Source organism: Chryseobacterium metallicongregator (assembly GCF_031324065.1).
GTDB classification, from domain to species: Bacteria; Bacteroidota; Bacteroidia; order Flavobacteriales; family Weeksellaceae; genus Chryseobacterium; species Chryseobacterium metallicongregator.
In genome coordinates this window covers 176,043-202,803 of the sequence record NZ_JAVIXS010000016.1, presented here as the reverse complement: position 1 = coordinate 202,803, position 26,761 = coordinate 176,043, and the positions used below count along the sequence as shown (strand labels likewise).

Annotated in this window: 18 protein-coding genes; 7 read left to right on the top strand and 11 right to left on the bottom strand. The window is 35.7% G+C overall.

All coding sequences use genetic code 11. The features are described from left to right. Positions 1 to 16: 16 nt before the first annotated feature. Both REB14_RS17490 and REB14_RS17485 read right to left on the bottom strand, forming a co-directional pair. Positions 17 to 1,708, bottom strand: coding sequence for a sodium:solute symporter family protein (locus REB14_RS17490; protein ID WP_079242325.1), 1,692 nt, complete (start codon positions 1,706 to 1,708; stop codon positions 17 to 19). Between the two features lie 100 nt (positions 1,709 to 1,808). After that, positions 1,809 to 4,313 carry a PIG-L family deacetylase gene (locus REB14_RS17485; protein ID WP_309522842.1) on the bottom strand — a complete coding sequence of 835 codons (2,505 nt, stop codon included), beginning with the start codon at positions 4,311 to 4,313 and terminating at the stop codon, positions 1,809 to 1,811. Between the two features lie 426 nt (positions 4,314 to 4,739). Between REB14_RS17485 and REB14_RS17480 the strand changes: the two genes are divergently transcribed. Next, entirely contained in the window at positions 4,740 to 5,957 is a 1,218-nt protein-coding gene (locus tag REB14_RS17480) for a hypothetical protein (RefSeq protein ID WP_309522841.1), read from the top strand. 378 nt (positions 5,958 to 6,335) lie between these two features. On the opposite strand, the gene REB14_RS17475 is transcribed toward REB14_RS17480, so the two are convergent. Continuing rightward, on the bottom strand, positions 6,336 to 6,881 hold the full coding sequence (locus REB14_RS17475) for a hypothetical protein (RefSeq protein WP_309522840.1): 546 nt from the start codon (positions 6,879 to 6,881) through the stop codon (positions 6,336 to 6,338). Positions 6,882 to 6,970: 89 nt separating this feature from the next. Here REB14_RS17475 and REB14_RS17470 point away from each other — a divergent pair, with 89 nt between their 5' ends. Genes REB14_RS17470 through REB14_RS17460 form a run of 3 tightly spaced genes read left to right on the top strand, consistent with a single transcriptional unit; the run spans position 6,971 to position 10,314 of the window. After that, a complete protein-coding gene (locus REB14_RS17470; RefSeq protein WP_002977873.1) occupies positions 6,971 to 7,204 on the top strand; it encodes a helix-turn-helix domain-containing protein in 234 nt (77 codons plus the stop codon). Beyond that, positions 7,197 to 9,536 carry a DEAD/DEAH box helicase gene (locus REB14_RS17465; protein ID WP_309522839.1) on the top strand — a complete coding sequence of 780 codons (2,340 nt, stop codon included), beginning with the start codon at positions 7,197 to 7,199 and terminating at the stop codon, positions 9,534 to 9,536. The genes REB14_RS17470 and REB14_RS17465 overlap by 8 nt, the downstream gene beginning before the upstream one ends. Further along, complete coding sequence (locus REB14_RS17460; RefSeq protein ID WP_309522838.1) at positions 9,526 to 10,314, top strand: DUF2290 domain-containing protein; 789 nt, start codon at positions 9,526 to 9,528, stop codon at positions 10,312 to 10,314. The genes REB14_RS17465 and REB14_RS17460 overlap by 11 nt, the downstream gene beginning before the upstream one ends. Positions 10,315 to 10,504: 190 nt before the next feature. Here the strand turns inward: REB14_RS17460 and REB14_RS17455 are convergent, their stop codons facing one another. Then, the gene (locus tag REB14_RS17455; RefSeq protein ID WP_309522837.1) at positions 10,505 to 11,143 is read right to left on the bottom strand and encodes a hypothetical protein; all 639 of its coding nucleotides are present in this window, start codon (positions 11,141 to 11,143) and stop codon (positions 10,505 to 10,507) included. A 413-nt stretch (positions 11,144 to 11,556) separates the two neighbouring features. Continuing rightward, positions 11,557 to 12,228: a hypothetical protein gene (locus REB14_RS17450; RefSeq protein ID WP_309522836.1), complete on the bottom strand. Its 672-nt coding sequence runs from the start codon at positions 12,226 to 12,228 to the stop codon at positions 11,557 to 11,559. A 562-nt stretch (positions 12,229 to 12,790) separates the two neighbouring features. Here REB14_RS17450 and REB14_RS17445 point away from each other — a divergent pair. Next, on the top strand, positions 12,791 to 13,438 hold the full coding sequence (locus tag REB14_RS17445; protein WP_309522835.1) for a hypothetical protein: 648 nt from the start codon (positions 12,791 to 12,793) through the stop codon (positions 13,436 to 13,438). Between the two features lie 233 nt (positions 13,439 to 13,671). On the opposite strand, the gene REB14_RS17440 is transcribed toward REB14_RS17445, so the two are convergent. Next, positions 13,672 to 15,582: an amidohydrolase gene (locus REB14_RS17440; RefSeq protein ID WP_309522834.1), complete on the bottom strand. Its 1,911-nt coding sequence runs from the start codon at positions 15,580 to 15,582 to the stop codon at positions 13,672 to 13,674. A 488-nt stretch (positions 15,583 to 16,070) separates the two neighbouring features. On the opposite strand from REB14_RS17440, the gene REB14_RS17435 reads away from it, so the two are divergent. Continuing rightward, positions 16,071 to 18,467, top strand: a complete 2,397-nt coding sequence (locus REB14_RS17435) for a hypothetical protein (protein ID WP_309522833.1) — start codon at positions 16,071 to 16,073, stop codon at positions 18,465 to 18,467. A 127-nt stretch (positions 18,468 to 18,594) separates the two neighbouring features. Here the strand turns inward: REB14_RS17435 and REB14_RS17430 are convergent, their stop codons facing one another. The 4 genes from REB14_RS17430 to REB14_RS17415 form a co-directional block, all read right to left on the bottom strand. Continuing rightward, positions 18,595 to 19,605 (bottom strand): S41 family peptidase, encoded by a 1,011-nt coding sequence (locus REB14_RS17430; protein WP_309522832.1) that lies wholly within the window; start codon positions 19,603 to 19,605, stop codon positions 18,595 to 18,597. 13 nt (positions 19,606 to 19,618) lie between these two features. Then, positions 19,619 to 21,088 (bottom strand): serine hydrolase domain-containing protein, encoded by a 1,470-nt coding sequence (locus REB14_RS17425; RefSeq protein WP_309522831.1) that lies wholly within the window; start codon positions 21,086 to 21,088, stop codon positions 19,619 to 19,621. A 41-nt stretch (positions 21,089 to 21,129) separates the two neighbouring features. After that, positions 21,130 to 22,188 (bottom strand): serine hydrolase domain-containing protein, encoded by a 1,059-nt coding sequence (locus REB14_RS17420; RefSeq protein WP_309522830.1) that lies wholly within the window; start codon positions 22,186 to 22,188, stop codon positions 21,130 to 21,132. Between the two features lie 154 nt (positions 22,189 to 22,342). After that, positions 22,343 to 23,482 carry a helix-turn-helix domain-containing protein gene (locus REB14_RS17415; protein ID WP_309522829.1) on the bottom strand — a complete coding sequence of 380 codons (1,140 nt, stop codon included), beginning with the start codon at positions 23,480 to 23,482 and terminating at the stop codon, positions 22,343 to 22,345. Between the two features lie 584 nt (positions 23,483 to 24,066). Here REB14_RS17415 and REB14_RS17410 point away from each other — a divergent pair. Then, a complete protein-coding gene (locus REB14_RS17410; RefSeq protein ID WP_079242353.1) occupies positions 24,067 to 24,543 on the top strand; it encodes a hypothetical protein in 477 nt (158 codons plus the stop codon). 150 nt (positions 24,544 to 24,693) lie between these two features. Here REB14_RS17410 and REB14_RS17405 read toward each other — a convergent pair whose 3' ends face one another. After that, the gene (locus REB14_RS17405) at positions 24,694 to 26,364 is read right to left on the bottom strand and encodes a hypothetical protein (RefSeq protein ID WP_079242354.1); all 1,671 of its coding nucleotides are present in this window, start codon (positions 26,362 to 26,364) and stop codon (positions 24,694 to 24,696) included. Positions 26,365 to 26,761 lie beyond the last annotated feature (397 nt).

Genomic DNA, 26,761 nt, shown 5'->3' with positions numbered 1-26,761 from the left:
TTTTGTTATTATTTGCTTACGAATTTACTGTTTTCTGCTTATAAAACAGCAATCCGATTGCTGAAAATACAATCACCGCTGCTGCCCCGATTACATTAAGCCAAAGAAAAGAAACAATATCAAACTGATAAACGGTAATCACAGCAATTTCCGATAAAATGGCAGCAATAAATACATTCGGGCCATTGATCTTTTTGTAATAAAATGCAACCAGGAAAATTCCCAATATCGGACCGTAGAAAAGAGAGCCCAATACATTAACCGCTTCAATAAGTGAACCCATCTGCGTAGCAAACATAGCTACACCGATGGAGAAAATACCCCAGGCTAAAGTGTGCAGGCGGCTGTACTTCAATTCGGTTTTTTCATCAGGAAGTTCTTTTTTAAATAGTAAATGAACATCTTTTAATGAGCAGGCAGCAAGGGAATTCAGTGCGGCCGAAATGGAACCCCAGCTGGCCAGAAAAATGACAGCAAACAGTAAACCGATCATTCCTACAGGCAAAGTATTTTTTACGAAATAAAGGAAAATGTAATTCGTATCCGTTTTCTCTGTAGTATAGTTTGAATGATTGATAGCTTCCTCTACCCTGCCGTGAAGTTCTTTTACTTGGGTTTGAGTATTTTTAAAATCCTGAATTGTTTTTTGAAGTTGTGGAGAATGAGTTTCTTTCAGCTTTAAAATTTCTTTCGATTCTGCATTAAATTTTATTTGTAAATCCTGATGCTCTTTTTCAAAAATGGCAGCCTGTTCAGGTTTTGCCTCCTTTAGATGTTGATAAGAACGTTCATTAAAATAAATCGGAGCAGGTTTTAGAGAAAAGAAAGCGAAAAGCAAAGCACCAATCAAAAGAATAGCAAACTGCATCGGAATTTTGACCAATCCGTTCAATAGCAGACCCATTTTTGCATTGGTATTATCTTTGGCGGTAATATACCTCCCGACCTGGCTTTGGTCTGTACCGAAGTAAGAAAGCGCCAGAAAAAAACCACCAATTATTCCACTCCAGATATTGTATTTATCTTTCCAGTCGAATTCTGTTGTGATCACATTAAGCTTCCCTGATTTCCCTGCCAGATAGAGGGCATCATTAAAGCCAATTCCATTTGGCATATTTTGAATAAGTAAATACCCTGCAAAAGCCATTGTTCCAAGAATAATAAGAAACTGTAATTTCTGGGTGTGAGCGATCGCTTTTGCTCCTCCAATATAAGTGTAAATCAACAGAATACCGCCTGTTAAAACATTCGTTAAATAAATATTCCAGTTTAAAACGCTTGATAAGATGATACTCGGGGCGTAAATACTAATTCCCGTTGATAAACCTCTGGAAAAAAGAAAAAGTAGTGAAGTGAGTACCCTTGTTTTTTTATCAAAACGGTTCTCTAAATATTCATAAGCAGTATAAACATTTAAGCGCTGAAAAATCGGGATGAAGGTGATACAGATCACAATCATCGCCAAAGGCAAACCAAAATAATACTGAACGAAACGCATACCATCCGTATACGCCTGGCCTGGTGCTGAAAGAAATGTAATGGCACTTGCCTGCGTGGCCATAATCCCTAAAAGGACAATATACCAGGGCATTTTGTTATCTGCTTTCAGGTATGATTCGTTGCTTTTTTGGCCACGGCCGATGAATACGCCGTAAACGACCACCGCCACAAGTGTAACAATAAGAACGGTCCAATCTATATTACTCATGCCCAGAATTTAGTAAACCCATAATAAAATACAATCTGTACTACTAATGCAACTGCTAATAATATGTACCAGATATTCCAGTTTTTAAGTTGTTTGTTCATCAGTTTTTCTGTGCAGATAAAAAGTTTAAAAATAAACGTGCAGCTCCCACATTTCCTGCAGGCAACTGTCTGAAAAATGCCAACGGTGTATAAATAAAATTACCTTTCCCGTATTTAGCATATAAAGTTGATCCCTGAAGAGGCTCTTCATCCGTATCATGCATTTCAAAAAGCGGTTCATACGCTGCATCCCATTGAGCAGGAAAATAGGCACCCCTTTCCTGTACCCAGCCTTTAAAATCATCCGCAGTAATTTTATTTGGAAAGTTCAGTAATTTATGATTGGGATTTAAAAACGTAACTGCAGCATTTTCTTCTGTAACACGCTTATTGGCAATATTGAAATTGTACATTCCCAATTTGTCAACAGTGGTATCCTGGTTGGTATTATACTGCATCACCAGATTACCTCCGGCTTTGGTATAGGACCATAAAAAAGGCATCCAGCGACCCAGCTTTTTCTCAGTGTTATTAGCACGAACACCCAATACGATGGCATCATATTGTGATAGTTTGTTTTGATTACTGCTTCCATCGGATTCATCTATGTTTCCATAAAAATCTTCGTCTTTCAGAACATCTACCTGAATACCGGCAATGCGCAGAAACTCAGGAATGAAATCACCAGCTCCTTCTATGTAACCAATTTTTTTAATCTTCGTCTGAATATCAGCTTTCATTACGATTGCAGTTGCAGGCGCAAAATATTGTAAAGAAGGTAAATGCGGATACTGAATTAATACTTGCTTTTTATTGTAAACTACTCCATCTGCAACAAAACTGGCATCCAATGGCAAACGAGATGAATGTATTGAGGCAAGCTTCGTTTTAGGAATAAGGTAATCGACGATAAAATCTTTCCCATTGAGCGAATTTACATCAGCGCTCCCTAATCGTTCTCCGCTATACATAAGATTCAAAACACCTTTATTGAACGGTTTGTTGGAATTCACTTTAAAATTTAAACTCAAATGTAAATCTTCATTTTCTTTAACCCAGTAAAGCGACTGTGTAAATTTCAGTTCCAATGCAGGAACAATGCGCAAGGCTTCAACTACATCACCACGCACCGGATCTAATTTCTTGAAAGATAAAGGAAGTTTAACCTGAAACTTTTCCGAACCGATTTTTAAACCCAGTAAAACATTCAGCGGTGATTCTGCCTCCGGTAAACCGATTAAAGTATCATTGGGAACGGAAAAAGTGGCTGCATTCACGGGAGGTTTTGCCAACCAGTAAGGTTCTGTGAGTGCTGCATCTGCAGGAATCTGAATATCATGCTGAATGGTAATTAAAGAATCTTTTGAGAGTTTTCTATTGAAATTTTCTGATTGAGTTAACCATTGTACATCTTCTAAAATAACAGGATTTGCAGCTCTTGATATCAGATTTAACCTGAAATTGTAATGATCTCCGGCAACCGCTTCAGCCTGATTGGTAACAACCTCACCCATAAACCCGGCACAGCTTAAAATGATATGGTCAAGAGATTTAATTTTATCGTTTTTCAGATCTCCATCTTTGAGTGCCATGACCTTTTTTCGTAAAGCAAGCAAAGCAGGTAAGCTGAGGTCTGGATTATTGAAATTGAAAGCAGAAATAATCTGATCTAATGATTGGTCAATATCAGCGTTTCCTTGTGAAGTCCAGGTTTTAACTACACCATCGAAAAGTGTTGTTTTTGCGGGCTCACCGATCACATGGGAAAAATATTCTGTTCTGATCCCGGCTACAGACTGCGTTCCTGCACCCTGGCTTTTATGCAAACTTCTGCTTAATCCGGCCAATTCACCATAGCCCATTCCCAGTTGTGCATCATATTGCCCAACGGTCACTTTCAGTTGATTTTCAGCGGTTGTATTCACCCCACCAAAGCGGAAAGTATTCCACAATACACGTTTTGGCTGCCACGCATTGACATATTTCAATTGATCCGGAAAAGCCGTTTTATTGCCTGCCAGCTTAAAAGCTTTTTCCGCCACCACAGCCGAAGCCGCATGTTGTCCGTGTCCTGCCGCAGCAGTAGGAGGAAAACGACAAATGATAACGTCCGGACGAAATTTACGGATTACCCAGACTACATCCGCTATGATGCTATTTTCATCCCATTGTTTAAAAGTGTCGGTAGTATTTTTAGAAAACCCGAAATCAATTGCACGGGTAAAAAACTGTTGAGCGCCGTCTAACTTTCTTGCCTCTAAAAGCTCATGTGTCCTGATTAAACCCAATGCAGCACCCTGCTCTGTGCCTAATAAGTTCTGCCCGCCATCTCCTCTGGTTAAAGACAGATAGCCCGTTTCTACATTTTGATCGTTGATCAGCCAGGAAAGTAATCCTGTATTTTCATCATCGGGATGGGCCGCAAGGTATAAAACTTTAGGCAGGTGTTTAAGGGTTTTGAGTTCACGGTAAATTTCAGATGATTTTGAAGGCCGAACCTGTTGAGCCGAACAAAAAACCGTATAAAAGCTAAGGACACATACAGTAATTACTTTTTTGAACATATGAATTTGCTTTGCGGGGCAAATATAAGTAAATCATCTTTCTTTCAACATTAAAAGAAAAACAACCTAAAAATTTCAAACAATGTATTAAATTTTTCTCAAAATAACAGAATAAATATAAAAACAACCAATACAAAGCTCATTAATAATTCCACTTTAATGCAAGCTGGCTTCTACTCTAAATAACGGGTTCAAAAATGAAAAGTTTACATCATAAAAATCATAATCAACATCGCATCTTTTTCAATCAAATAATGTGATACAGCCAAAAAACAGAATTTGACATCAATAGTTCCAACCCCGTATTTACCATTTAAATCAAATAGAATATTACAAATTAGTTAATTTTTCACAATCACAAAGGTATTTTATTTTATTTTTCATAAAAAAGAGTTATATTTGACATGCAACATAAATCACTTTAATATGAAAACAAAATTTACACAAGTCTATGCTCTCTTCATTTCCGGATTCTCATTTGCCCAAGTAGGGTTCAATACCACTTCACCCAAAACAACGGTGGATGTATCTGCTAAAAGAGATACTTCAGGGCTGATTACGGATAATACCCAAACATACGGATTACAGGCTCCGAGGCTTACAAGAGCAGAGCTTACAGCCAATACGGCCACGTATGGCAGCAACCAGAGCGGAGCATTAATTTATATTACAGACGTTACCGGTGGAGATACGGCAGGACAACGTGTGAATGTTACTGCAATGGGCTATTATTATTTTGACGGGTCTGTCTGGCAAAGACTTACGCAGGCAACCAATGCTGTGGCTCCGGCTATTTCTGCATTACAATGTACTACAGCGTACTTAAATCCTTCTACTTATACTGCCGGTACTCCGTACAGCGGAAACCTGAGAATGACTTACAGTGGAGGAAACGGAGGTTCATATAATTCAGGAACTCCTTTTATAGCGAACGGATTAACCTTCCAGCTTAGACCCGGAACTTTGGAGTTTGGGGATGGCGAACTGGTATTCTCGGTAAGCGGAACTCCTACCACGGCTAATGATATGACTCTTCCTATGACCAGTGCTGCCGTCCCTTTCTTAACAGCAGCACAAAACTGTACTGCTACCGTGGGAAATACCAGCCGTGCAGATATTGCATCGGTAGCTGTGATGGGATATCCTACCCTGACAACCGATCCCAACGGGAAACAAGCCTATACTTTCCCTCTTGCTACCCCGGATGGTAAATATTCGATCAGGGTAATATTTGATACGACAAGTGGTACAACCGCTGCAGTTCCTAATGTGCAATTATTTAATAATACAGGTGCTACCGTTAATCTATACTGGAATTATAATACCGAATATGGCGGTTATATTGGCTCTGCGGTAACCACCAACAATATTACTTCAGGAGTATGGGGTGGTATGGCAGACTCATCTGCCACCTGGTTTCCTCAAGGCACAGGGGCAGTTGGAAATGCTTACTGGGGGAATGTAGGAATTATAGATGGAGCCGGCGGCGGACCTGAGCATAGAAGATATACGTGGATAGACAGTAATTCTTCTTCGAAAACCGCTTATACCGCAACCATTATGGCAGGAGCGCCCACTAACGGCAGTGCCCAGCCCAACCTTTCTAAAATATTCATCAAGCTGGAGCAGGTAAAAGCTCAATAATATAATGCCCCTGAAAAAGGGGCATTTTTATTTTTAATAGGTATCAAGCATTTTCTTTTCTCTGCTCTCCGATGTCTCCTGACTTTGGAATAAGCTTAAAGTTGGGCTTTGCACAGCAGACACAATATTTGAAGTTATTTTTTGAAAAAAGATCAGCGCAAAGTTTATGAATAATTCCATTTTATGTAAGTGGGCAAGCAATGCGACTTTGTCGCTGATGAAGCAGCATGCTTATCCATACGCTTCAATGAATCAACTTCGTTGATTCCTTCCTTTGCTCTCTTACAATCAAGAGTTTCAAAAATATAATCTTTGCGTTTAAAAAAACACCTCACCAAAACATTATCTATCTGAATCAATAATTTATATACAACCCACTTATCCTGAATGGGTGTCAGCCATTTTCTTTTCTCTCTTTCTCCGAAGAATAAGGTGTGCAGCATCCAGCATTTTCACCGTATGGATGTACGGCATCACGATATTCCTTTCCGGCAGATTTTCATAGACGCCCATTGAAAAATAGACGATTCCGGACATAAAATAATCAAATTCTTTGAGGGTGTAGGCGCTGAAGGCTTTTTTGAAAACCAACAGAGGATTCCGGTATTCCTTCTCCGAAAGCAGACCAAGAACCCAAGGGGAAATCTTTTCCGGCTGCGTATCGACCGTCCATTTCCTTTCCTTCAGCATCATGAGATAGCCTGCCCTGATTAACGACCTCACCGACTGATGAAACTCAAAAATCACCGCAGGATCTTCATTGATCCAACTATTTCTCTTTACCGCATAATTCATAATGTTGCTGAGCCTTTCTTTGGAAACATCCAGCTCGTTGAATTGAAAGAAATTTTCCATCAGCTGTAGTCCGGAGTGTTTCTTATCTGCCCGAAACCGGGAATCGAAGTTTGTTCTGCTTTTTTTCATGTTTGTATTTTTTTATAAATGTAGGAAAAGAAATTTAATTACGGTCGATCGACCGTAATTTTTTATTATTTAATTATTTCATTTGTTCTATGACAGATATAAACGAAAAGATTTGTTCATACATTACAAAGAAATGGTTGATACCTTGGCTCCAAGAAGGCAAGTCACAAAATTCTTTTGCCAAAAATCATGGTGTAGAAGAAAGCACCATTAGAAAAATTAAAAGTGAAGAAACTTACAGAATACCCGTTGAAACACTTTTTAAAATATGTGAAGCAAGAAAAATTAGTTTATCTGATTTCTTTAAACTTATAAATGAATAATCCTGACGAGAGTTGGGATTTTTTTATAGTTACTAAAATAATTGATTATATTTGGAATGTAAGACACATTAATACATTTGTATATTTTAAAATTATGGAATTCATCGCTGGAAATATTGAAAATGAAAAAGATCAAATTTTACTTGATATTTGGAATGACATATCAACAAACTTTGAAGATTTAGATTTAATAATGGGTTATAAAACTCCTTCATTTGGAAAAGAGCTTGATGAAACACCTTCAATAATAATAAGAAGTAAGGAATATGGTATAGTTTTGTTAGACTTTGTCAATACTAACATCGTTGAATTTGATGAAGAAAATGAATACTGGAAAAATATAAATGGGGATTACATTTCTTCAAAAGATATAATTATTGATTTATTTGAAAAAGAATTAAAAAATAAATTAAAAAATAATAAAATTCTTTATAATATAAGGAAGGATATATTCAATTTTGATCTTACAATTAATAAACTTATCATATTTTCTCAAAATACACAAGCAGAAATTGACAAGCTTAACTCTAGTCATGAAATGCCTCTCGTTAATGATTTTCTTTGTAGTGATAGTTGGTATGAATATAAAGATTTACTATTCTCTAAAAATGTAGAAATAGAAAATAAATTTATTGATATTATTGATTCAATATTTGATGGCTCAGATATTTTTAGTAAAAAAAATAAAAAGAAATTTGAACCTGAATTAAAGAATATGAATGATTTTATAAAAAAATCATTAGATCTAACTTTTAAACTTGATTCAACACAAAGGCAAATTGCCTTACAGATCCCAAATGGCCCACAAAGAATTAGAGGTTTAGCTGGTACAGGAAAGACTATCATTCTATGCATGAAAGCTGCTCTCGCTCATAAATTTTTCCCAGAATTTAATATTCTATTTGTATTTAATACTCAAAGTATGTATAATCAAGTCGAAGAATTGATTAGTAAATATTACTTTAATGAAACTGGAAAGATGCCAGATTTCAGTAAACTTCATATTTTACATGCTTGGGGGGGGAGTAATAAACCTGGTCTTTATTACAATACAGCAAAATCTATAGGGATTCAACCTTTAAATTTTATGAATGTCCGAACATCTAGTGATCCTTTAGGTGCAATATTTACTGATATAATTAAGAATTATAAGGCAAATATAAAACCAGTATACGACATGGTATTAGTGGATGAGGCCCAAGATTTTTCACCATCTTTCTTTGAAACAATTTTCTATTTAACAAAATATGCGGAAGACTCTAACCAAAAAAGAATTGTATGGGCATACGATGAATTTCAATCTCTTACTGATATTAAAATAAAAGAACCAGAAGAATTGTTTGGTCTTAATCATATGAGCTCACCCAATATGCCGAATGAAATTTTAAATGGAACTTATAAAGGTAATATAAAAAAAGATTTTGTCTTACCAAATTCATATAGAAATCCTAGAATATCTTTAATGGTAGCACATGGCTTAGCCTTGGGACTATATACTGATAACAAAGTACCTATGTTATATAAAGTTGATTGGGAAGCGAGGGGCTACAACCTATTATCACCAGATAAAGTAGCATTTAGTGAGGGAGATGATGTGATTCTAGAGCGACCAGAATCTAATAGCAAAAATAATTTAGAAAAATTATTACAGGATAGGGATAATGAAGAAAAACTCATTCAAATTATTTCTAGTAATAATTCACAAGAACAATTAGATAATGTCATTCATAGAGTTGAGTGGATAGTTAAAAATCAATCGGTTGAACCAGAAGAGATTTTAATTATTGATATAGATACAAAAAACTCAAAAGCTAATTTTCAATATATTCGACAAGCTTTAGATTATAAAGATATAAAGTGTATTACTCCTGGATACATTGAACGTAATGATTCATTTAAAGAAAAAGGATTTGTTACTCTAACCACTCCTTTTCGTGCAAAAGGTAATGAAACAAATGTTGTATTTATTATTAATTCACAAAAAATACTAAATGATAGTACATTTAGACTTAGGAATTCTATGTTTGTCTCAATAACAAGAACCAGAGGATGGTGTTATATATACTCAACAAATGATGAAGATCAGAAAGTAAAAAAAGAGATTAATGATATACTAGAAGATTATCCTAAATTTGATTTCAAATTTCCTTCAATAGAATCTATTGAAAGGAGGTATTCTATTTTAACCAGTAATAAAAACTTAGAAAAGTACGATAGTCAAATAGATGAAATTCTAAAAAATGATGATTTAAATGCTTTATTGATTGAAAAGCTATTGAATGACCCTAAACTAATAGCGAAATTAAGAAACAAAACTAGTAATGAAAATTGATGAAATTCTTAAATTATTGGATGTTATCAAAGACTTACATAAAGATATAATTATTACAAACAACTTTGAAAGAATATCTGAAGATATTATTAGCTGGAAAAATTATAAATCTGGAATTTACAAAAATTTATACAGTAAAGAATACGAAAATATCATTAAAAATAGGCAATATAGCTACTTATTAAAAGATAACCTTGGCTGTATTCAGTTTTATTACGAATTTAAAGATCAAGAAATTTCCAAAATAAAAATGGCCTACTACCCCTATCCAATTAAATTAAAAGAGACAGGGGATGATATTGAAAGCTATTTAGACGAAGTATATGATGAGACTCTTTTAGATTATTATTATGATATTTGGGAAATATTCAACCACGAATTTGAATTGAATATCAATGATACTGAATTGAGAAAAATATTTGAAAAATCACAAAGTCTTGGAAATAATGAATCAATTGAAAATTTGCTTTTAGCTAAATTTGATCATAAGTATGAGCATACAAACACCTCGCATTTAAGAATAGATTATGATAGTAAAGTAGATACACATAACAAATGTGAAATTCAAATTGGTGCAATTAATGATATCAGAATACCAATTGATAAAATTATATCCCCTATAATATTTTTTGATTTTATAATTAAAAATATTTTGAGAAAAAATAACTACTACACAGAAATTAAAGAGAAAGGATCATATAAAAAACTTTTAGAATTTCATAGAACTCTAAAAATTGATATAAAGGATTTTAAAGAACAAAATATTCATCTTATATAATATATTGCAAAGCCCTTACCCCGCTCTCCGAAGTCTCCTGACTTCGGAGCAAGTTCAAAGAAAAAACCTTATTTCATCAGCTTAAAATCAGGAGTATTTTCATAGCTGAAAATAAATAATCCCAGCTTTCGTTGGGATTTTTAAGCAAAAGATATCTAATATCTTTACCTTATTTTTTCATCACTCTACTCTACGATTTTGTGCCTTGCTCAACCGGGGCTTTCTGTAGAATCTGTATGGCTCCGGTAGCTGTATTTCCATAGAACTGAATATAAATATCATCGCCATTTGTTCTTCTGATGACATATACTTTTACGGGTTCATTCCAATAATCTATAGAACCTTCCTCGCCAAAGTATTTGGCATCTTCTTTTATTCTGTCAAGCTCTGGCTGAGAAACTTTACCATCAAATATTTTCACACCGCCAACTTTTGTAATAGCCTCATCATAACTTTTCAAAAAATAGGGCAATGACCATTCTTCTGTATTATCTTTCCCATTGACTACATATGTTTTCCATACTTTTCCTTCTATGGGTGTCATTACGCCGTTAAGTGGAAAATACAGCATGTCAAAGCTTCTTTGTACCGGTTTGTTTTGAAAGTCCAGTCCTTTGGGAAAACTGAAAAAGGGAAAATCACCCACTTCAGCGGTGGAAACCGGCACAGAGTTGAAGTCAAATTGAGTAGTTACTCCCGGAGATTTTTCTGAGGCTGTAGTATTTCCTATGGCGACAGTATCCTTAGTTGCCTCTGTTTTCTGTTCGGCCTTTTTGTTGCAGGCAGCAAGCAAAGCGCCCATTGATAGAATAATCAGTGTCTTCTTCATTGTAATAAATTTAGTTTTTGGGTGTATCATTTTTTTAAAACAGTGAAGAATAAAACAATATGAATCCTTCTTCATCAGAATCGTTCTGTATATTTTTATCCTGTACTATTTTGCGGCACTAACTTACAAATAAAAATAAGGATAGGAAATCCCTAATTTTAAGGAGTTTAGTGAATAAAGATAATATACTGATGATATTTTTGACGCAGAGATTTTTATTTTTGAAAGTGATGATTTTTAAGAAAGTAAAGTGTAGAATCAACTTTGTTGATTCCTCGAAGCGTATGGATAAACCCACCGCTTCATGAGCGACGAAGTCGAAGCAATTAACTCACTTACAATACAACGAAATTATCAATGAACTTTGCATTAAAAAAGAATTCCAGTCATGATCTGATGAAAGATATAAAAACTTACGCCTTCCTGATGATATCCCGTGTAAGATAAATATAATTAAACATACAAAACGTCGCCACTGCCCCGAAAGTATGCCATAAAAAGTGTGTCCCGAAACTGAACCACTCCCATTTATCAGCGATACGGAAGGTGAGTGCAAACACAAATGACAATACAGCAAAGCCTACCCATTTGCCAGCTTTCCATTGGGTATAGATCAGATACCTTAGTACCGAGAAAACTACCAATGAAGCCATGATTGCATAATTGACGTTAATAAAAAGAGAAGGGTTATCAATCAAAATCCAGTTTCTCAAACCCACCATAAGTACCAGACATCCCAGAACCATTGCAACGGCATAGTACCATCGAGTACTCTGCGCCACAAAATAAAATCCGGCAGACAGACAGAGTAGCATAATGGGCAGCCAATCCATCATAATAAATACCGGCCATTGTCTGAAAGAATGGTAAACCGTTCCCCCAATGGCACCAATATATAATAAAACCAGGCAGTAGGTTAAAAAAGGATATTTTTTAAAATTACCTTTCATTTTGAGGGTCCAGAAAATGGCGATGGCTAAAAATAATAGGGCAGTTATTGCATTTAAAGGCTCAGGGAAAAACTGAGTCATATCTGTTTCCTTATATAAAAGGCCTCCGTCCGGAGGTATCGAGTTTATTGGCATTGTCTTTTTTTATATTATTTACAGGCATGCTTTAGAGTGTACAATACAAACACAAGCCATTTTTCTAACCATTAGTAAAACATATACTTACTTATTATAAATATAGAAAAAATTATGGCATTCTATACCTGGATGTGTCCGCTTATATTTTACAAAAATGTTAATTCTATTTCTTATCCTCATAACCCAGATTGTTTATACAACAAATACTATTTTATTCTTTTGATGAGGTACATTGAAATATACAGTTTTCTAAAATAAATCTATTTCAAATTTTGCTTTTCAATATTAATTCAATTTAATATTATACATTACACAAACATACCGTCTTTTTAATAAATTTACCATAATTATCATTTTAAACCAAATTGAATGAATCAATAAATTATAATGCTAAAAATTTTAAATAACTTCCTAAAAGCAATCATTATAATTAAATAATCACAACATATACTAAAAATAAAGACTTTAACCAAATTAAAGACATAGTAATAATTCTATAAATATTTACAATTACATTATATAATTTTGCATCCTAATATTTAAAATAAACTTGACTACAATGAAAAAAAACCTTCTTTTGCTGACAACAGTGTTGGCTTCATCAATCTTCTTCGCTCAAGTAGGAATTAATACTCCTTCCCCTACCCAAACTTTGGATGTTAATGGAGCTGCAAGAGTCAGACAAACCCCGGCAGCATCTACTCTTGGTACTTCTAACCTGTTAATTTCTCAAGCCAATGGTGACATCTATCAAATTGCGCCCAATGCTGTCACGGCACAGCTTAAAATCCCAACTACGGTTTTAAGTGTGAGACTTGCAACACCCGGTACTACTCTATTGCCGGGAGGGAATGCAATAAATGTAGTGAACTATGATACGATTGATATCGTTCCGCAGGCAAGTATAGGCAGCTGGAATGCAGCGACCAACACCTTCACAGTTAATACAGCTGGAGTATATCAGATTTCAGGAAGTATCCAGCTATCTGATTTCAGTAACGCAAGTGCCAATTTTTCCATTGTAACAACCGCGTATATTCAAAATGCCGGAGGTCTTACATTAGCTGGAAATAAATATTCTGTGAATCAGGTTTTATCCCTTAAACTCAATGCGGGAGATACCGTTAAATGCAACATCATCACTGGAGGTGCCGACACTTTTTATGAAGAAAATGCGATTATGTCTATCATCTATACTCCTTTATAGCCTGACTGATCAGGATCAAAATCTTAAGATAAAGAAAACCCTTACAGCTAGCTAAGTCATACAATAAGAAAGAGAATTGCGTTCTCTTTCTTTTTTTGTTTTTAAGGCTAAAACATTCCCGCCTGTATCCCTTTATTTTTCTGATGAATTATCTTTAAAACAAAATCAGAGCAGAAATGATCTGCTCTGATGGTTATTTGATTAGCAATTATTTAAGTCCTTTTCAGAACCTTTTATGATTTATCTGAAAAAAGAATATCTTCTTCAGTTACTGTTTTTACATTTTTACTTTTCGGATACACAGATATACCACCTACCCAGGTCTCCAATACCGGAATGTCTCTCATTTTCATATACTGCAGTGAAGGGGTATTTAGTGAAAGAGGATCCTGTTCCAAAATAACAAAATCAGCAAAGTAGCCTGTATCTAACGATCCCACCCATTTATCTGCATAACATTGCCAGGCAGCATCGTAAGTAACAGCAATTAAAGCCTGTTCAGGGGTAAGACGTTCCGCACTGTTTAAAACTTCAATATCGTTAGGATTTTTTTCCATGATTCTGGTAATGGATTGTTCCATCATTCTTAAAGGACCCAATGGACTTACCTCATTATCGCTATGAAGGGTAATTCTCATACCGGCAGCAAGCGTTGAACCACAAAGATCAAGCATTTGCGCCTTTTCCCCGAATATGACTTCTTTAAAAGCATAGCCCCAGTAACCTACGTGGCCGATAAGGAAGCTTGGAGAAACTCCCATTTGAAGCATATTGGTAATTTGCTCTGACGTCAGCAGTGAACAGTGTTCAATACGGTTACGAAGCTCCGGGCCTCTATATTGAGCAAGTGTACGTTGATAAGCATTGATAGCAAATGTTACCGCCTGATCTCCATTAGCATGAACCATCAGCGGCCAGCCTTTTACTGCTACCACACTGTTGATTAATGTATTATAGCTTGGGGGAATCGTATGGGCAGGAATACCTGTCTGCGGGAAATTAAACACTCCTGTATTATTGGCAGGATTACACAGATAAGGAGCACTCTGATAACCCGTCAAACCTTGGTTGGAACCATCTGAAACCACTTTAATATGTCCATTATATACAGGTTTATAGTGCTCCGGCTCTTTATAAGGTTCCAGTTTATCCACATCTTCCTGGCTGGAACATAGATAAGCACCTCCTGTTCTTACCAGCTCAGGGTGAGTCTCAAAATATTTGGTTAAAAGTGTTTCAGAACCTTTATTCAGTCCGGCATCATACATAAAAGTAACCCCTCTTGAATTGGCTGTATTGAAAAGATTGGTAAGATATCTGTTAATCTCTATGCTCATCGCAATGATCTGCAGCTTTACCGTCTTCAATGCAGGAGTCATCTGTAAGCCTTCCTGCAGCTGACCTTTAGTCTCAGCAATATAATTTTCAACGGTTTTATATTCGTCACTGATATCAGAGTTATGTTTAAATACATATTCCAGCGCCTTGGTATTCAGATAAAGGGTGTGCATGGAAGCACTTAACAACATCATCGGTGTAGTATGATTAATACTGTCAAGTAATATATTATCGATGGTTATTAACTCTTTTTTACCGTCTTTTTCCTTAAAAGGCATTAATGAAGGATCCAGTCCTCTACCTAAAATAACAGCTCCCGGAATTTTAGGAATATGATTGTTGATGATGGTTCCCACAGAGGCAAGGTCATATATGGCCTTTAAATTCTGTCCTTCAAAAGGACTTAGATCCAGCCAGCCCTGCATCATTGCAGTTGGAACCATATGAACATGGGGTTCTATAAGACCCGGAAGTAAAGTTTGGGTACCGGTTAATTCTTTTCTTTGAAACCCTTGATAGTGCTGTTTCATATACTCTTCTACCTGATCTTTTGTACCGGTTACCACTATTTTTCCATCAGCGATCCCAACAGATTCAACGGTAGCTGTTGATCCTCCAATCATAGGGCGGATGATTCCTCCGCTTACCATGAGAGTTTGTGGTTTTTCGTGGATAGCTTTTCCGGAACCCGGATTGAGTTTTGTCATATTTTCTGCACTGAAAAGTTCTTCTTTAAGAACATCCAAAACAGGATTGTGGCAAGAGCAATGCGTGCAGCCATGCATGTGATTGTGTGATTTTTCCATAGGAATACTTGGATTTAAGGATTTGTTTAAGCTTAATTTTGTTTGTATCGATTTTTAATTATGCTTTATCTTGATATATATAGAAATACAGGCCTCTCATCAGATGAGGCTTATTTGTAATTTAAATTAAAAAGGATTTTTTTAAGGTACTATGTCAGGTTGAATTTGGGAATGTGAATAAATTTCATATATTTTCATGTTTTAGTTTATTTCATAAAAATAATAAAAATATTCATTCAAAATATTTTTTATCACTAAATGTTGATTAAATTTTCATCTCTAAAATTTTAATTTACAGCAAGTTCCTATTTAATTCACAATTCCCTATTGTCATTCACCAATACTTCATCATGCACTGCATCTCAAGATTTTTGACTTAAAAACATCCTTAAATTCTTTTTACTCTTGTGAAATAACATGTTAAATATCAACTCCAGAAACCTTTAAATGATTACATTAGCAAAGAATTAAAATGTGCTGAGATTTCTATGAAAAATATGTTCTGTGTATTGCTCCTTTCAATGGTACAGCCTGTACTGGCACAAACCAAATTAGAAAAAGCAATTACCAATCTTGAGGATAATTACGAGCAGGAAAAAGTATATGTACTTACCGACAAATCACAATATGCAGCTGGTGATAAAATCTGGTTCAAAAGTTTTGTATTTGACGGATATAACCGCTCTGCATTATCCACTACTCTATTTGTTGAGCTGTATAATTCTGATAAAAAATTAATAGACTGGAAAACAGTACTTCTTACGAATGGTGAAGGCAGCGGGGATTTTCAACTGAAAGAAGATCTTCCTGAACAGGTTTATTTTGTAAGAGCTTACACGCCATACATGACCAATTTTAATGAAGACTTCCAAATTGTCAAAACAATTCCGGTTTACAATCCAAACTCTACAGAATCATTGGTGATCGCCAAGAGTTCCGATTGGTCTGCCAAGGTATTTCCGGAAGGCGGAACTTTTATTAACGGCATGCCTACAAAATTTGCTGTAAGATTATCTTCCCATTCTTCTCTGCCGGAAAACTGGTCCGGAAAAATAATAGACTCTCAAAATCCCAACACTCCTGTCACTACATTTAAATCTTTTGATAAAAATGTTGCGTCTTTTAAAATAACTCCCGCGCCAGGAAAAAAATATCAGGCTATTATTCATGATAATGCAGGAAAGAGCCAAACTATAGATCTGCCACAAGCTGCAGACAGCGGTCTCAATATAGACGTTTCCAGTTCTAAAGAAGGAATCAAATACACGTTGAAAGGCGTTAACCTAAAACAGCAACTGCAGGGTTATAAAATTATTGGGCTCATCAATAACCATCTTGCTTACAGAGCCAACATCAACCATTTGACCAATGAAGCATCCAGCCTTATTCCTACAAAAATCAGTAGTGGTGCTAACGGTATCTTGCAATTGGTTATTCTTGATGATCAGGACAATGTGGTGGCACAAAGGCTTTGCTTTATAAAACCTGGTAATTTAAAGGTTGAGAAAGCAGAAATAGTAGGCCAGAGCTTAAAACCAACCCCAAGAGCTTTTAATAGTATTGATCTTTCTCCGGAATCTTATTTCAAAAATTATACGGTTGTGGTAAGCGAAGATAATGGTACTGAGACACCGGAAGAAGAAAATATCCTGAGCGGTCTTTGGCTAACGGGAGATTTTACCACAAGAATAGACAGTCCTGCACAATATTTGTCTAAAAATGCCAATACTGAAGCACTGGACGCCTTGCTTATTTCTGAAAAATGGAAAAGATTCGATTGGAATGCTGTACTCAGCGGAGTTTCACCTACCATTAAGAACCAGTCTCAAAAATACCTTTCTTACAGAGTAAAACCTATTAAAAATAATGCTCTGCTACCCAACACGAACATCAATTTATTATCAAAATCTGGTCAAAGCCAGCCTGCATTCAGCCAATTCAAAACAGATCAGAACGGGTATATCTATTTAATGAACCTCAACAATGATGAACCTCTGGAAGTTTCAGCCTTTGTCAATTCAGAAAATAAGGAATCAGGAAATGAGGATTTGTTTGTCACCATAGAACCGTTAGTCATACCTTCCCCATTTAAGGGCAATTTCCCGGCTACAAAATACACATTGGTAAAAGCTGATAAAAATAAAGCTCTTCCTTTAACTATTTCAAGAGCCATCAATACTCAAAAAAATATAAAAAAGAAAGAGAGTAATGATATACAAATTCAGGAAGTTGCTTTGGTAGGAAAAAAGAAAGATGCGAAGGCAGATCTTGATAAACAACTTTCCAGCGGAATGTTCAGTTCTGTCAATTCTACTGTATTTGATTTCGTGAATGAAGACCAGCATACGTCAGGATACACCAATATTTTGGACTGGCTGCAGGGAAAAGCTGCAGGCCTGACATTTCAGAGAAATAATTCAGGAGCCAACGTACCTTATATCCGAGGACAGCAAGCCAAACTCTTTTTAGATGAAATAGCTACCGATCCTACCATGATTTCCACTCTTCCCATCAACAATATTGCAATGGTAAAAATCATCAAAGGATCAGGATTGGTAGGCGATGCCGTAGCCATCTACACAATGAAAGGCAATATGCAGGCTAAAAGCAACGAAAAAGAAGTAAAAAAGAACAATTCATCCATCATCAAAGGATATGATAAACCTTCAGAATTCCCTATTGAAATGATAGATAATGATGCTCCGGAAAAAATTGAAAATGATACACGTGAAACACTGTACTGGAATCCTAATTTATTTGACAGTGACTATGTTCCTCCAAGAATTAAATTCTTTAATAATGACAGTGCCAAACAATTTAAAGTGCTGATTATAAGCTTTGATGAAGACGACAACATTCTTTATGACCAGCAGGTTTTAAAATAATCTTCAAAAAGGTTCTGAAAATAATAAAAGGGACAAATCTGTATTTAGATTTGTCCCTTTTTATTACTTTACTTTCAAAAACATCTGGCTCCATTGTAGCAGATCTTGGCAAAGAACTTCTATCCATTTATTGCTCCAGTTGATGAACAAGATTTTTTATTTCGGATCGAGTTAGCTCTGTTTTTGTTTCTGTTGTTAAAATATGTTTTAAAATTGTGATATGGGCTGCTTTCAAAGCGTCTTTAGCTTTCACTTCCTGATCAGGGATCACTCCAATATGTTCCCAGTTTTTATAATCTATTGATGAACTTACTTTTCCTGTCGGAACAAGCAATAAATATTGATTTTGAATAACAAAATGATCTACAGGATTGGCCGCACCCGGAGTTTTCTCCCCTATTACTTCAGCCAGTTTATGTTGCTGCAGAAAGTAAGCAAGCGCTTCTGCTGCTGAAAAAGTACTTGTACTGGTCAGGATATAAATTTTCTTATGAAGATATTTTGCTCCTGACACATCTTTCTGTGTACTGTTGACCACTGTCTTTTCTTTGTGCCTGAAATAAGTTGTATACAGATCTGTTTTCTTATCAAAAAAATAGCTACAGAATAGCAGAAGCATCCCATTATCTCCCCCTTGATTTTCTCTAAGATCAATAATTAAAGCGTTCGTATTGGCAACAAAATTCATGGCAGCAGCTAGTGTATTGGCACTGGATTTTGGGGAAGCAAATCCTTTAAAATTAATATACCCTATATTTCCTTCCAACCGCCGGACACTTTCAAAACCAAAATTCTCAAGACTGTTGTGAAAATCGTGCAATTTTTCTTTTTCTTTCTCATCCACTACCTTTTCGGGGCTATAATTTTCCAGATATCTGAAAGAAAAATGGTAGTCTTTAATATCCGATCTCAGTTTCTGGCCAATAAGCAATGCAAAATCATTTTTATTCAATGTATTAAATGTTCCTTTTTTAAGATCACTTTGAAATGAAGATTCTACTTTTTTGTAAGCTTCTTTATCTACATAATAGCGCTTCACTTTTTCGGTAATTTCAGAAAGAATCATTGTTTTATCATCCTTCTGTGCATAAGCCAGCAGAGAATGAAAGAGAACAATTCCGGTCACTAATTTTTTCATGGGAAATAGGTATTTATTTATTTTTGCTGGTAATATCAATCTTTGTCTCCAGGGCATCTCTTGTTAAGATGACAGCACCTGGCTTTCCATTACTGAAATCGAATTTTAATAGATTTGGATAATCTACAATGGCAAAAAGTCCGTTTTTCAGATATACCAATTCATTATCATTACTTCCTTTAAAATATTCTAAAAATTGATTTTCAACATAGAGACGGTTGTTTCTTTCTACAATTTTTGTATCCGCTCCTTGTCCGTAAAGAAAGTCATTGTAGGTACCGATGAGTTGTTTTTTTAAGCTTACTGGTATCTCCTGAGTTCTTTTATCAGCCAGTTTATTGTTCCAATCCATTAATTTCAGAATCCTGATCCGGGTTTGGTTGATCACCGGGATACGGTTGGGCTTTTCACCATTCGCAAGAACTACAAAACCATTCCCATCTTTCATACTGGCAAAAATACTGCCTCCAACTCCGGTATTGGAACCACTGCACATCAGCCAATCATAATTGTTATACGCTACAGATCTCTGCCATCCATTGCCCCATCCGCCAACAGCATTTTTCAAAGCCGTTACTTCTGCTACTTTTTGGGCAACCTGATGAGAAATTACTTTGTTATTTTTATTGCGCAAAGCATTTTGTATCTCAATAGAAAGCTTGGCCAGATCCGTAGGTGTAGACCACATTCCTGATGCTCCAACTTGTGGGGTAATGGGCAAGCCTGTTTTAATAACTTTTGCCTCTTTATCGTGCACAGAAGCTACATTCGTTGGAAATCCTTTTTCATTAGGTTGTATCATGGTGGTATTCTTCATACTAAGGGGTGAAAAGATATATTCCTGAGCAAGTTCAGCAATAGATTTATTTAAAGTATCTTCTAGTGCCATTTGAACAATCACATAGCCGCCTCCGCTATAGACAAAATCAGTTCCTGGCGTGAACAGAAATTCAATTTCCTTGCTGTATCCCGGGATCTGCCCTAAAAGACTTTCTTTGATCGTGGGAATTTTATCTCCTTCATAATAATCTGAAAATCCACCTTGGCTTGTTCCAGAAGTATGGTTAAAAAACTGTTTCCAGGTTGGGCTGTTATTTTCAGTAAACTTACTTTTTGGCAGATGCCAGCGTTTTAAGTATTTATCTATCGGATCATTCAAATTAATCAACCCTTTTTCTTCAAGGATATGACAAAGAAGCGCTGTTATGGGTTTTGTAATAGAAGCCGTAGAAAAAGCAGTATTTACATCCAGTTTTTCTTTAGAATTCATTGATTTTACTCCGGCTTGATTTGAGTAGACAATCTTATAATTTTCAAAAACTACAAGACTAAATCCCGGAAGTTTATACTTGTCCAATTGTTTTTCAACATGTAAACTATCTGTAAGAAAGCTATAGTCTTTTTTTTGAGACATTGTTGTATGCCCTGCCTTGCAACCCGTCATTATTATAGCAAGAACCAGTAAGTATATAAAAGTTTTCATGGTATTACTTTATGTATTAAAACTGCACTATTTAACTATACTTATTGCAGAACAGTATCATAAATTTTATTCAGAAGATCCTGTCTCATCTTTGAATTTCTCTGATCAAGAAGGATAATAATCCCCCACTTTTTAGCTCTGTTGTAACATATAATGGAAGACTGTCCCATAGAATCTCCGGATTTTATATACAGTGTATTTTGATCATCCGTTGAGATATTCAAACCTAATCCCATTTCTCTTTTTTCATCCTTGTAAAAGATTTTCTCTCCTATTATGGAAGCCTTTCCTACTTTGGTTTTTTCATTTAATACAGCCTTTAAAAACCTGATCATATCGGCTGAATTAGATTTCACTAATCCGGCAGGCGCTGTAACATTCCAATTGAAAAATTCCTGAGTTCCTCCATCCTGATTGTGACCAGTTGTTCTGTTTTTTACATTAAAATCTTTCGTTAATGTAGTAGTCATTTTCAGGGGATCCGTTAATTTTTCTCTAACAATAGCATCATAGCTCTTACCATACGCCTTTTCCAGAATCTGTCCCAATAAAGTATAACCAATGGTAGAATATCGGTATTTACCATAATCTTTCAGCGCAGTACAGGTATTGATTAAAGTGGTCAAGGTATTTTGGGTAACACTGCTTATAGGCTGCTGAGGATTCAGTTCTATTAATTTTGGAAAGTCGATATCAGGCAATCCGGATTGGTGAGAGGCAAGATCTGAAATTCTGATTTTGTTTTTAAGATTTTGATGCAAAACATATTCTTTGGGAAGGAAATTATCTATATAATCATCCAGTTTTATTTTGCGGTCTATCACTGCCTGAGCAATTAAATTGGTAGTTAAGATTTTGGTGATAGAGGCAATTTCGAACAGAGAGTTTTTGTCAATCTTATTTTTATTTTCAGCATTCAGATTACCATAAGAAGTATAATGTTCTTCGTTATTATGGATAAAACCAACACTGATTCCTACCGATGGATTTTTCTTATAATTATCCTGAATAATAGAATCAATCTTTGTAGAAAATTTTTGTCCGAAAGTAAAGCTGCTTAAAAATAAAAGACCTGCTAAGAATGGTAATGAAGTTTTCATTGTATCGTTTTTTAATGTTAAATATTAATTTCGATACAAAGATGTGGAAGCTCCTCAAGGTAGGCGACCGAATAAAAGTAATCGTCCCCATTGATCAGAAAAAATACGTACGAATCATCCCAAAAAAGCGTACGAGTAATTACAAAACACTATATTACAGGTTTTTACGATACAACGTAGGCGTAGTTCCCGTATGTTTTTTGAAGGCTGTATTAAAAGAAGATTTTGAATTGAATCCCACTTCATAGAGAATTTCAAGAACTGTTACCTTATTTTTTGTAACATCTTTTAGGATGTCCATTGCATTTTCTATACGATAAGTATTTACAAAATCATAGAAATGTTGCCCTAATTGGTGATTGATCAAAAGAGATAATTCGCGCACTGGAATTTCAATTTCACTGGACACCTCCTGAATGGTGAGAGAAGAATTTAGAAACGGCTTTTTCTCCACCATATAATTTTTTAATCTCAAAAGTTCTTCATTATACTCACTCTCACTTGTCACGGGTTCTTCACTGTTTTTCTCTTCCGAAACCATCTCAGATACCAGCTTCAATTTTGAATCCACATTTCTGAAAAGTTCAGGATGATTCAGTGCTTTGAAAAGATACCAGCAGATAATGAAAAGGGATAATAATAAAAGTCCGGCCTTTATCCCCTCTGAAATATAAGCATAATCCGAAAACTTAAGGATGTTTTTTAAAAGGGCTATGCCATATACAATGCACAATACAACCGTAAACTGAAACAACCAGTTATAGGAGTTTATATTTTTCCCTGCATAATTTTCAAGATAAAGCGTCTTCGATTTCTTTAACACCCTGAAAACCAAAACAAAATAGATAATCATCTGAACATGCAACAGAATATGATTAAACTTCAGTTCCATCATGTTCTGGCGGTTTTCAATAAAGAAAATTTTGGAGGCAGTATCTACGCCATAGAAACGAGGCACTAAAGCAAGATTAGTAATAATAAACGGAAGCGCATGCAGCAAATGCTGAGGTTTCAGTTTGAAATCCGAATAACAGACAGATAATACATAGAGATAAAAAACCGGAATTTGCAGGAAAACAAACATGTTTTTGAACATTCCGAGGTTAGACGGCCCATCCACCATCATATAAAACAAAGGATCACAAATATCTATAGCATTCAGGATGAGAAAAACAGCAAATAAAACATTACTTACCTTATGTTTCGTCTTTACGGTAACGAGGAAAACAGCAAGAAGTATAGAAATGAATATAGAAACCGAAGCTATAATAATTAATAAATTACTCTTATCCATTCCTTATTTTTCTTTGTTTTGGGTTATTATATTTTAAGTTTTGATGGGTATTCCGGCGATCTTCTGAGAGTCCTGCCCAACCCATGCAAATATAAAAATTTGATTGATACTGGCTGGATTTTTTATCTGTTGGATGTGAGAGTTGGGATGCAGGGAGCTGGAAGAAGGAAGTAATGTTCTCCGTCACTTGCTATAACCCCAAGCAAATAATTGTACTTCTGTCATTCTGACGAAGGAAGAATCTCTCCGCTACCGCACGAATCCTTTCGTGTGGTTCTTAAACTCATAAATCAAACATTCTAAAAACAACAATATGATCTAAAAGTCCTTTTTCATCAGCATAATCTATGGTACTGCTACATCCATAGCAAACATCCCCTTATCAAGATTTAAAACCTTGACAAGGAAATCAACTGAAGTCCCTTTGTATAAAACTTACACAACAAAAACAACATTTTGCTTTTTACTTTATCCCAACTAATATCTGGAAACTTTTTGCATGAAAAACAGTAAGAATTTTATAAAAAAATATCATCTTTCAAAAGAAACTCCCAAATATTCCGTTTAATTCTTAAATTTGGCTTATGCGAAAGAATCTTTATTTCATCCTTATATTATCTACGCTTACCAGCTGCTATACCTATCAGGTAAAAAAGCCTGCAGATCCGGCTGTGGCAACCAACAATAATCAGGGCCCTAAAAAGAATACCGATATAGCGAATAATACTTCTTCTCAAATGATGGGGACAACCACTGCCGCTCCAAACATGAATGCACAGCCAGCCCCTGTACCGGTCAATGTTCAGGAGAAACTGGCTGCCGGTAAAAATGTTAAAATTGAGGTAGACAACAAGAGTTATAAAGTCATTGTTGACCGTTGGGAAGGAGACAGTCTGGTAGCACACCCTGTTCGTAATGCTAAAAAAAGCCTGAAATTCCATAAGAACCAGATCAATAGCGAGAGAATTGCAGAAAAACGGTTTTCGCAGCCTATCGCTGATATCCTTACCGTTACGGCTTATGCAGCCATTGGAGTCGGAATTTACCTTCTGGTCAAATAGTTTTTTAAACATTCATATCCTTCATAGTTTCCATGTTTCGAACCAGCAAAAAGTCTGAAAATTGACACAATAAGAATACTTTGAAAGCAACCTAATAAAAATAGACTGCCTTGTTGAGACAGTCTATTTTGTTATACTTATTGTTGTTGATTATGGCCAGATCACCCCGGATTGTTTTGGGCTTGTCCATGGTTTTCCTGCAGGGCTTGTTCCCGGATGGGCGGCAAGACATTCGCTTACCCATGTAGCACCTACGGCGTGAGATTTCACTTTTTTTACAGAACAATAAGTAGTTCCGAAGTTATCTTTATACAGCTGATAGTTAGGATAAGCGCCCTTCGCTACTAACTCTTCATTGTTAAGAAGTTCAACATCATCACTCACTTCAGCCGGATAATCCACAACTGCACCCAGAACCCATGCTATGGAATCTCTGTTGTTACCAGCCACCAAACTTGGCGGAGGACTGAGTGTAATCTTGATGGAAGATTTAGAATGATCTACAGAGTAGGAAGAAGAATAGGTAGATTCTTTAACGCTTGCCAACGGAATTCCTAAGAAAGAAAGCGTGGCAGAAGTAGACTGTTCAAAGGTTTTCTGAATGCTTTTATAATCTTCACCCGTTACTGTGATCTCTACCGTAGGATAATTGGAAATAGCCACCCCGTTCAGTAATCCGAAAGGTCCTTCCGGTCCGAATTTCATCCCCGGATCCGGAGAAAACTTATACCCTGAAATATGTTTTTCTTCTTCTTTATCTCTGCTGTTGATCTGTGCTTTACGAATTGGGTCAAACCATGCCCAATACATATTGCTGGCAATATTAAAGTCTTTGGGGCCAAAGTTCACAAGTGTAACCCCTGTAAACATCATCGAGATTTGGATGGAATTTTTGCTTATTGCAATATCTTCACTGAAATAATTGGCATTTCCCCCAATTCCTAAGGTAAAGAAATCAAAGATAGGAATAGAAAAACCAGTCTTCCCTTCTACGGAAACACTGAAACGACTTTCAGATTCACGGGTCACTTCCATATCGATCTGAGCAGTCTGAGAAGTATTTTTAAGCCCGTTTAAAATTTCGTTGAGCGGAGTGGTCACTTCAAAAGCCGGTAAAATACTGTCATCATTCAGCAGCAGTCCGCCATTCTCTTTTTTAGGATTCTGTACATTCTTCAATGCTTTGGACAGGTAACCGTTATTCATCGTTACATTGTTCTGTAATGATATCGTAGCGCCCAGTGCGTCCAGATAATTGGCTAAGACAGGGAGAATAGGTTTACCGCTTGCCGGGGTCTTATTCAGTAACGCATCAAGGTTATCACTCTTCTGAATCTGGTATAAAGTAGTGGAAGGATTCGCCCATTCAGTAGCAATTTTATCCATAATGATATCAATAGGCTGCATGGTATCGGTAGCTGGAGGAAGCGTATTATAAGCCGCTACCCAGGCATTAAGCAAAGCCATCTGCTGATCTGTAGCTCTTGTATGCGCATCATTCAGTACAGCGGTATCTTCTACAGATAAAGAATAATTGACTTTTGAAAAAGCATCAATAAAATAATTGGTAAACACCTGATCCAGCTGTACTGGTTCAGTATTAGCTCTAAGGTTGGAAGAGATCCAGTCATAAGTTTTCTTATTAAACTTCAGATTAGAAGGATCCTGCCAGTAATAAGGAAAATTTCCTTTACCATTGATGGTGATCGCAGACAGGTCTGTACTTAAAACACTGGAAAGAATATCATTAGCTCTGTCTTTCAGTTCTGTAATAATTTGTGATGCTTCTACAAAGGGAGCAACATTTTCTGGATTTTTCATGATAATAATATTGGTATGGTTCCTACTCTTTTCTTGGCTTTTCGGATGCTGCCGTTGTTCAGGGTTTTGAAGCTTCTTTTGAACATACCAAAGTAACGGCGAAAAAAAGGCAGATTTTAGGGTATAAATTTCCGATTTTGAAGCCAAGTATTTGTACTGTAGACGATAGGCATTTTTACGTATAAAAAACAACGCATTATTTTAATCATAAGCATCTGTGAAAATCTGTGTCATCCGTGGGAAAATATAAACCACAAATTTTTAAACACTTAAGTAAACTTTAGAGTATTTTATTTTGCATAATAAGTCCACATAAGTTTAAAAAATCTTTGATTTTTATCTTAAGTGCTATTTTTATGGCTGCTATTTTTAAATCTGCTTAAGTGTCTAAAGTGTT

Coding starts and splice junctions, on each gene's coding strand:
- REB14_RS17490 (WP_079242325.1), bottom strand. CDS start 1,708: ATGAGTAATATAGATTGGACCGTTCTTATTGTTACACTTGTGGCGGTG.
- REB14_RS17485 (WP_309522842.1), bottom strand. CDS start 4,313: ATGTTCAAAAAAGTAATTACTGTATGTGTCCTTAGCTTTTATACGGTT.
- REB14_RS17480 (WP_309522841.1), top strand. CDS start 4,740: ATGAAAACAAAATTTACACAAGTCTATGCTCTCTTCATTTCCGGATTC.
- REB14_RS17475 (WP_309522840.1), bottom strand. CDS start 6,881: ATGAAAAAAAGCAGAACAAACTTCGATTCCCGGTTTCGGGCAGATAAG.
- REB14_RS17470 (WP_002977873.1), top strand. CDS start 6,971: ATGACAGATATAAACGAAAAGATTTGTTCATACATTACAAAGAAATGG.
- REB14_RS17465 (WP_309522839.1), top strand. CDS start 7,197: ATGAATAATCCTGACGAGAGTTGGGATTTTTTTATAGTTACTAAAATA.
- REB14_RS17460 (WP_309522838.1), top strand. CDS start 9,526: ATGAAAATTGATGAAATTCTTAAATTATTGGATGTTATCAAAGACTTA.
- REB14_RS17455 (WP_309522837.1), bottom strand. CDS start 11,143: ATGAAGAAGACACTGATTATTCTATCAATGGGCGCTTTGCTTGCTGCC.
- REB14_RS17450 (WP_309522836.1), bottom strand. CDS start 12,228: ATGCCAATAAACTCGATACCTCCGGACGGAGGCCTTTTATATAAGGAA.
- REB14_RS17445 (WP_309522835.1), top strand. CDS start 12,791: ATGAAAAAAAACCTTCTTTTGCTGACAACAGTGTTGGCTTCATCAATC.
- REB14_RS17440 (WP_309522834.1), bottom strand. CDS start 15,582: ATGGAAAAATCACACAATCACATGCATGGCTGCACGCATTGCTCTTGC.
- REB14_RS17435 (WP_309522833.1), top strand. CDS start 16,071: ATGAAAAATATGTTCTGTGTATTGCTCCTTTCAATGGTACAGCCTGTA.
- REB14_RS17430 (WP_309522832.1), bottom strand. CDS start 19,605: ATGAAAAAATTAGTGACCGGAATTGTTCTCTTTCATTCTCTGCTGGCT.
- REB14_RS17425 (WP_309522831.1), bottom strand. CDS start 21,088: ATGAAAACTTTTATATACTTACTGGTTCTTGCTATAATAATGACGGGT.
- REB14_RS17420 (WP_309522830.1), bottom strand. CDS start 22,188: ATGAAAACTTCATTACCATTCTTAGCAGGTCTTTTATTTTTAAGCAGC.
- REB14_RS17415 (WP_309522829.1), bottom strand. CDS start 23,482: ATGGATAAGAGTAATTTATTAATTATTATAGCTTCGGTTTCTATATTC.
- REB14_RS17410 (WP_079242353.1), top strand. CDS start 24,067: ATGCGAAAGAATCTTTATTTCATCCTTATATTATCTACGCTTACCAGC.
- REB14_RS17405 (WP_079242354.1), bottom strand. CDS start 26,364: ATGAAAAATCCAGAAAATGTTGCTCCCTTTGTAGAAGCATCACAAATT.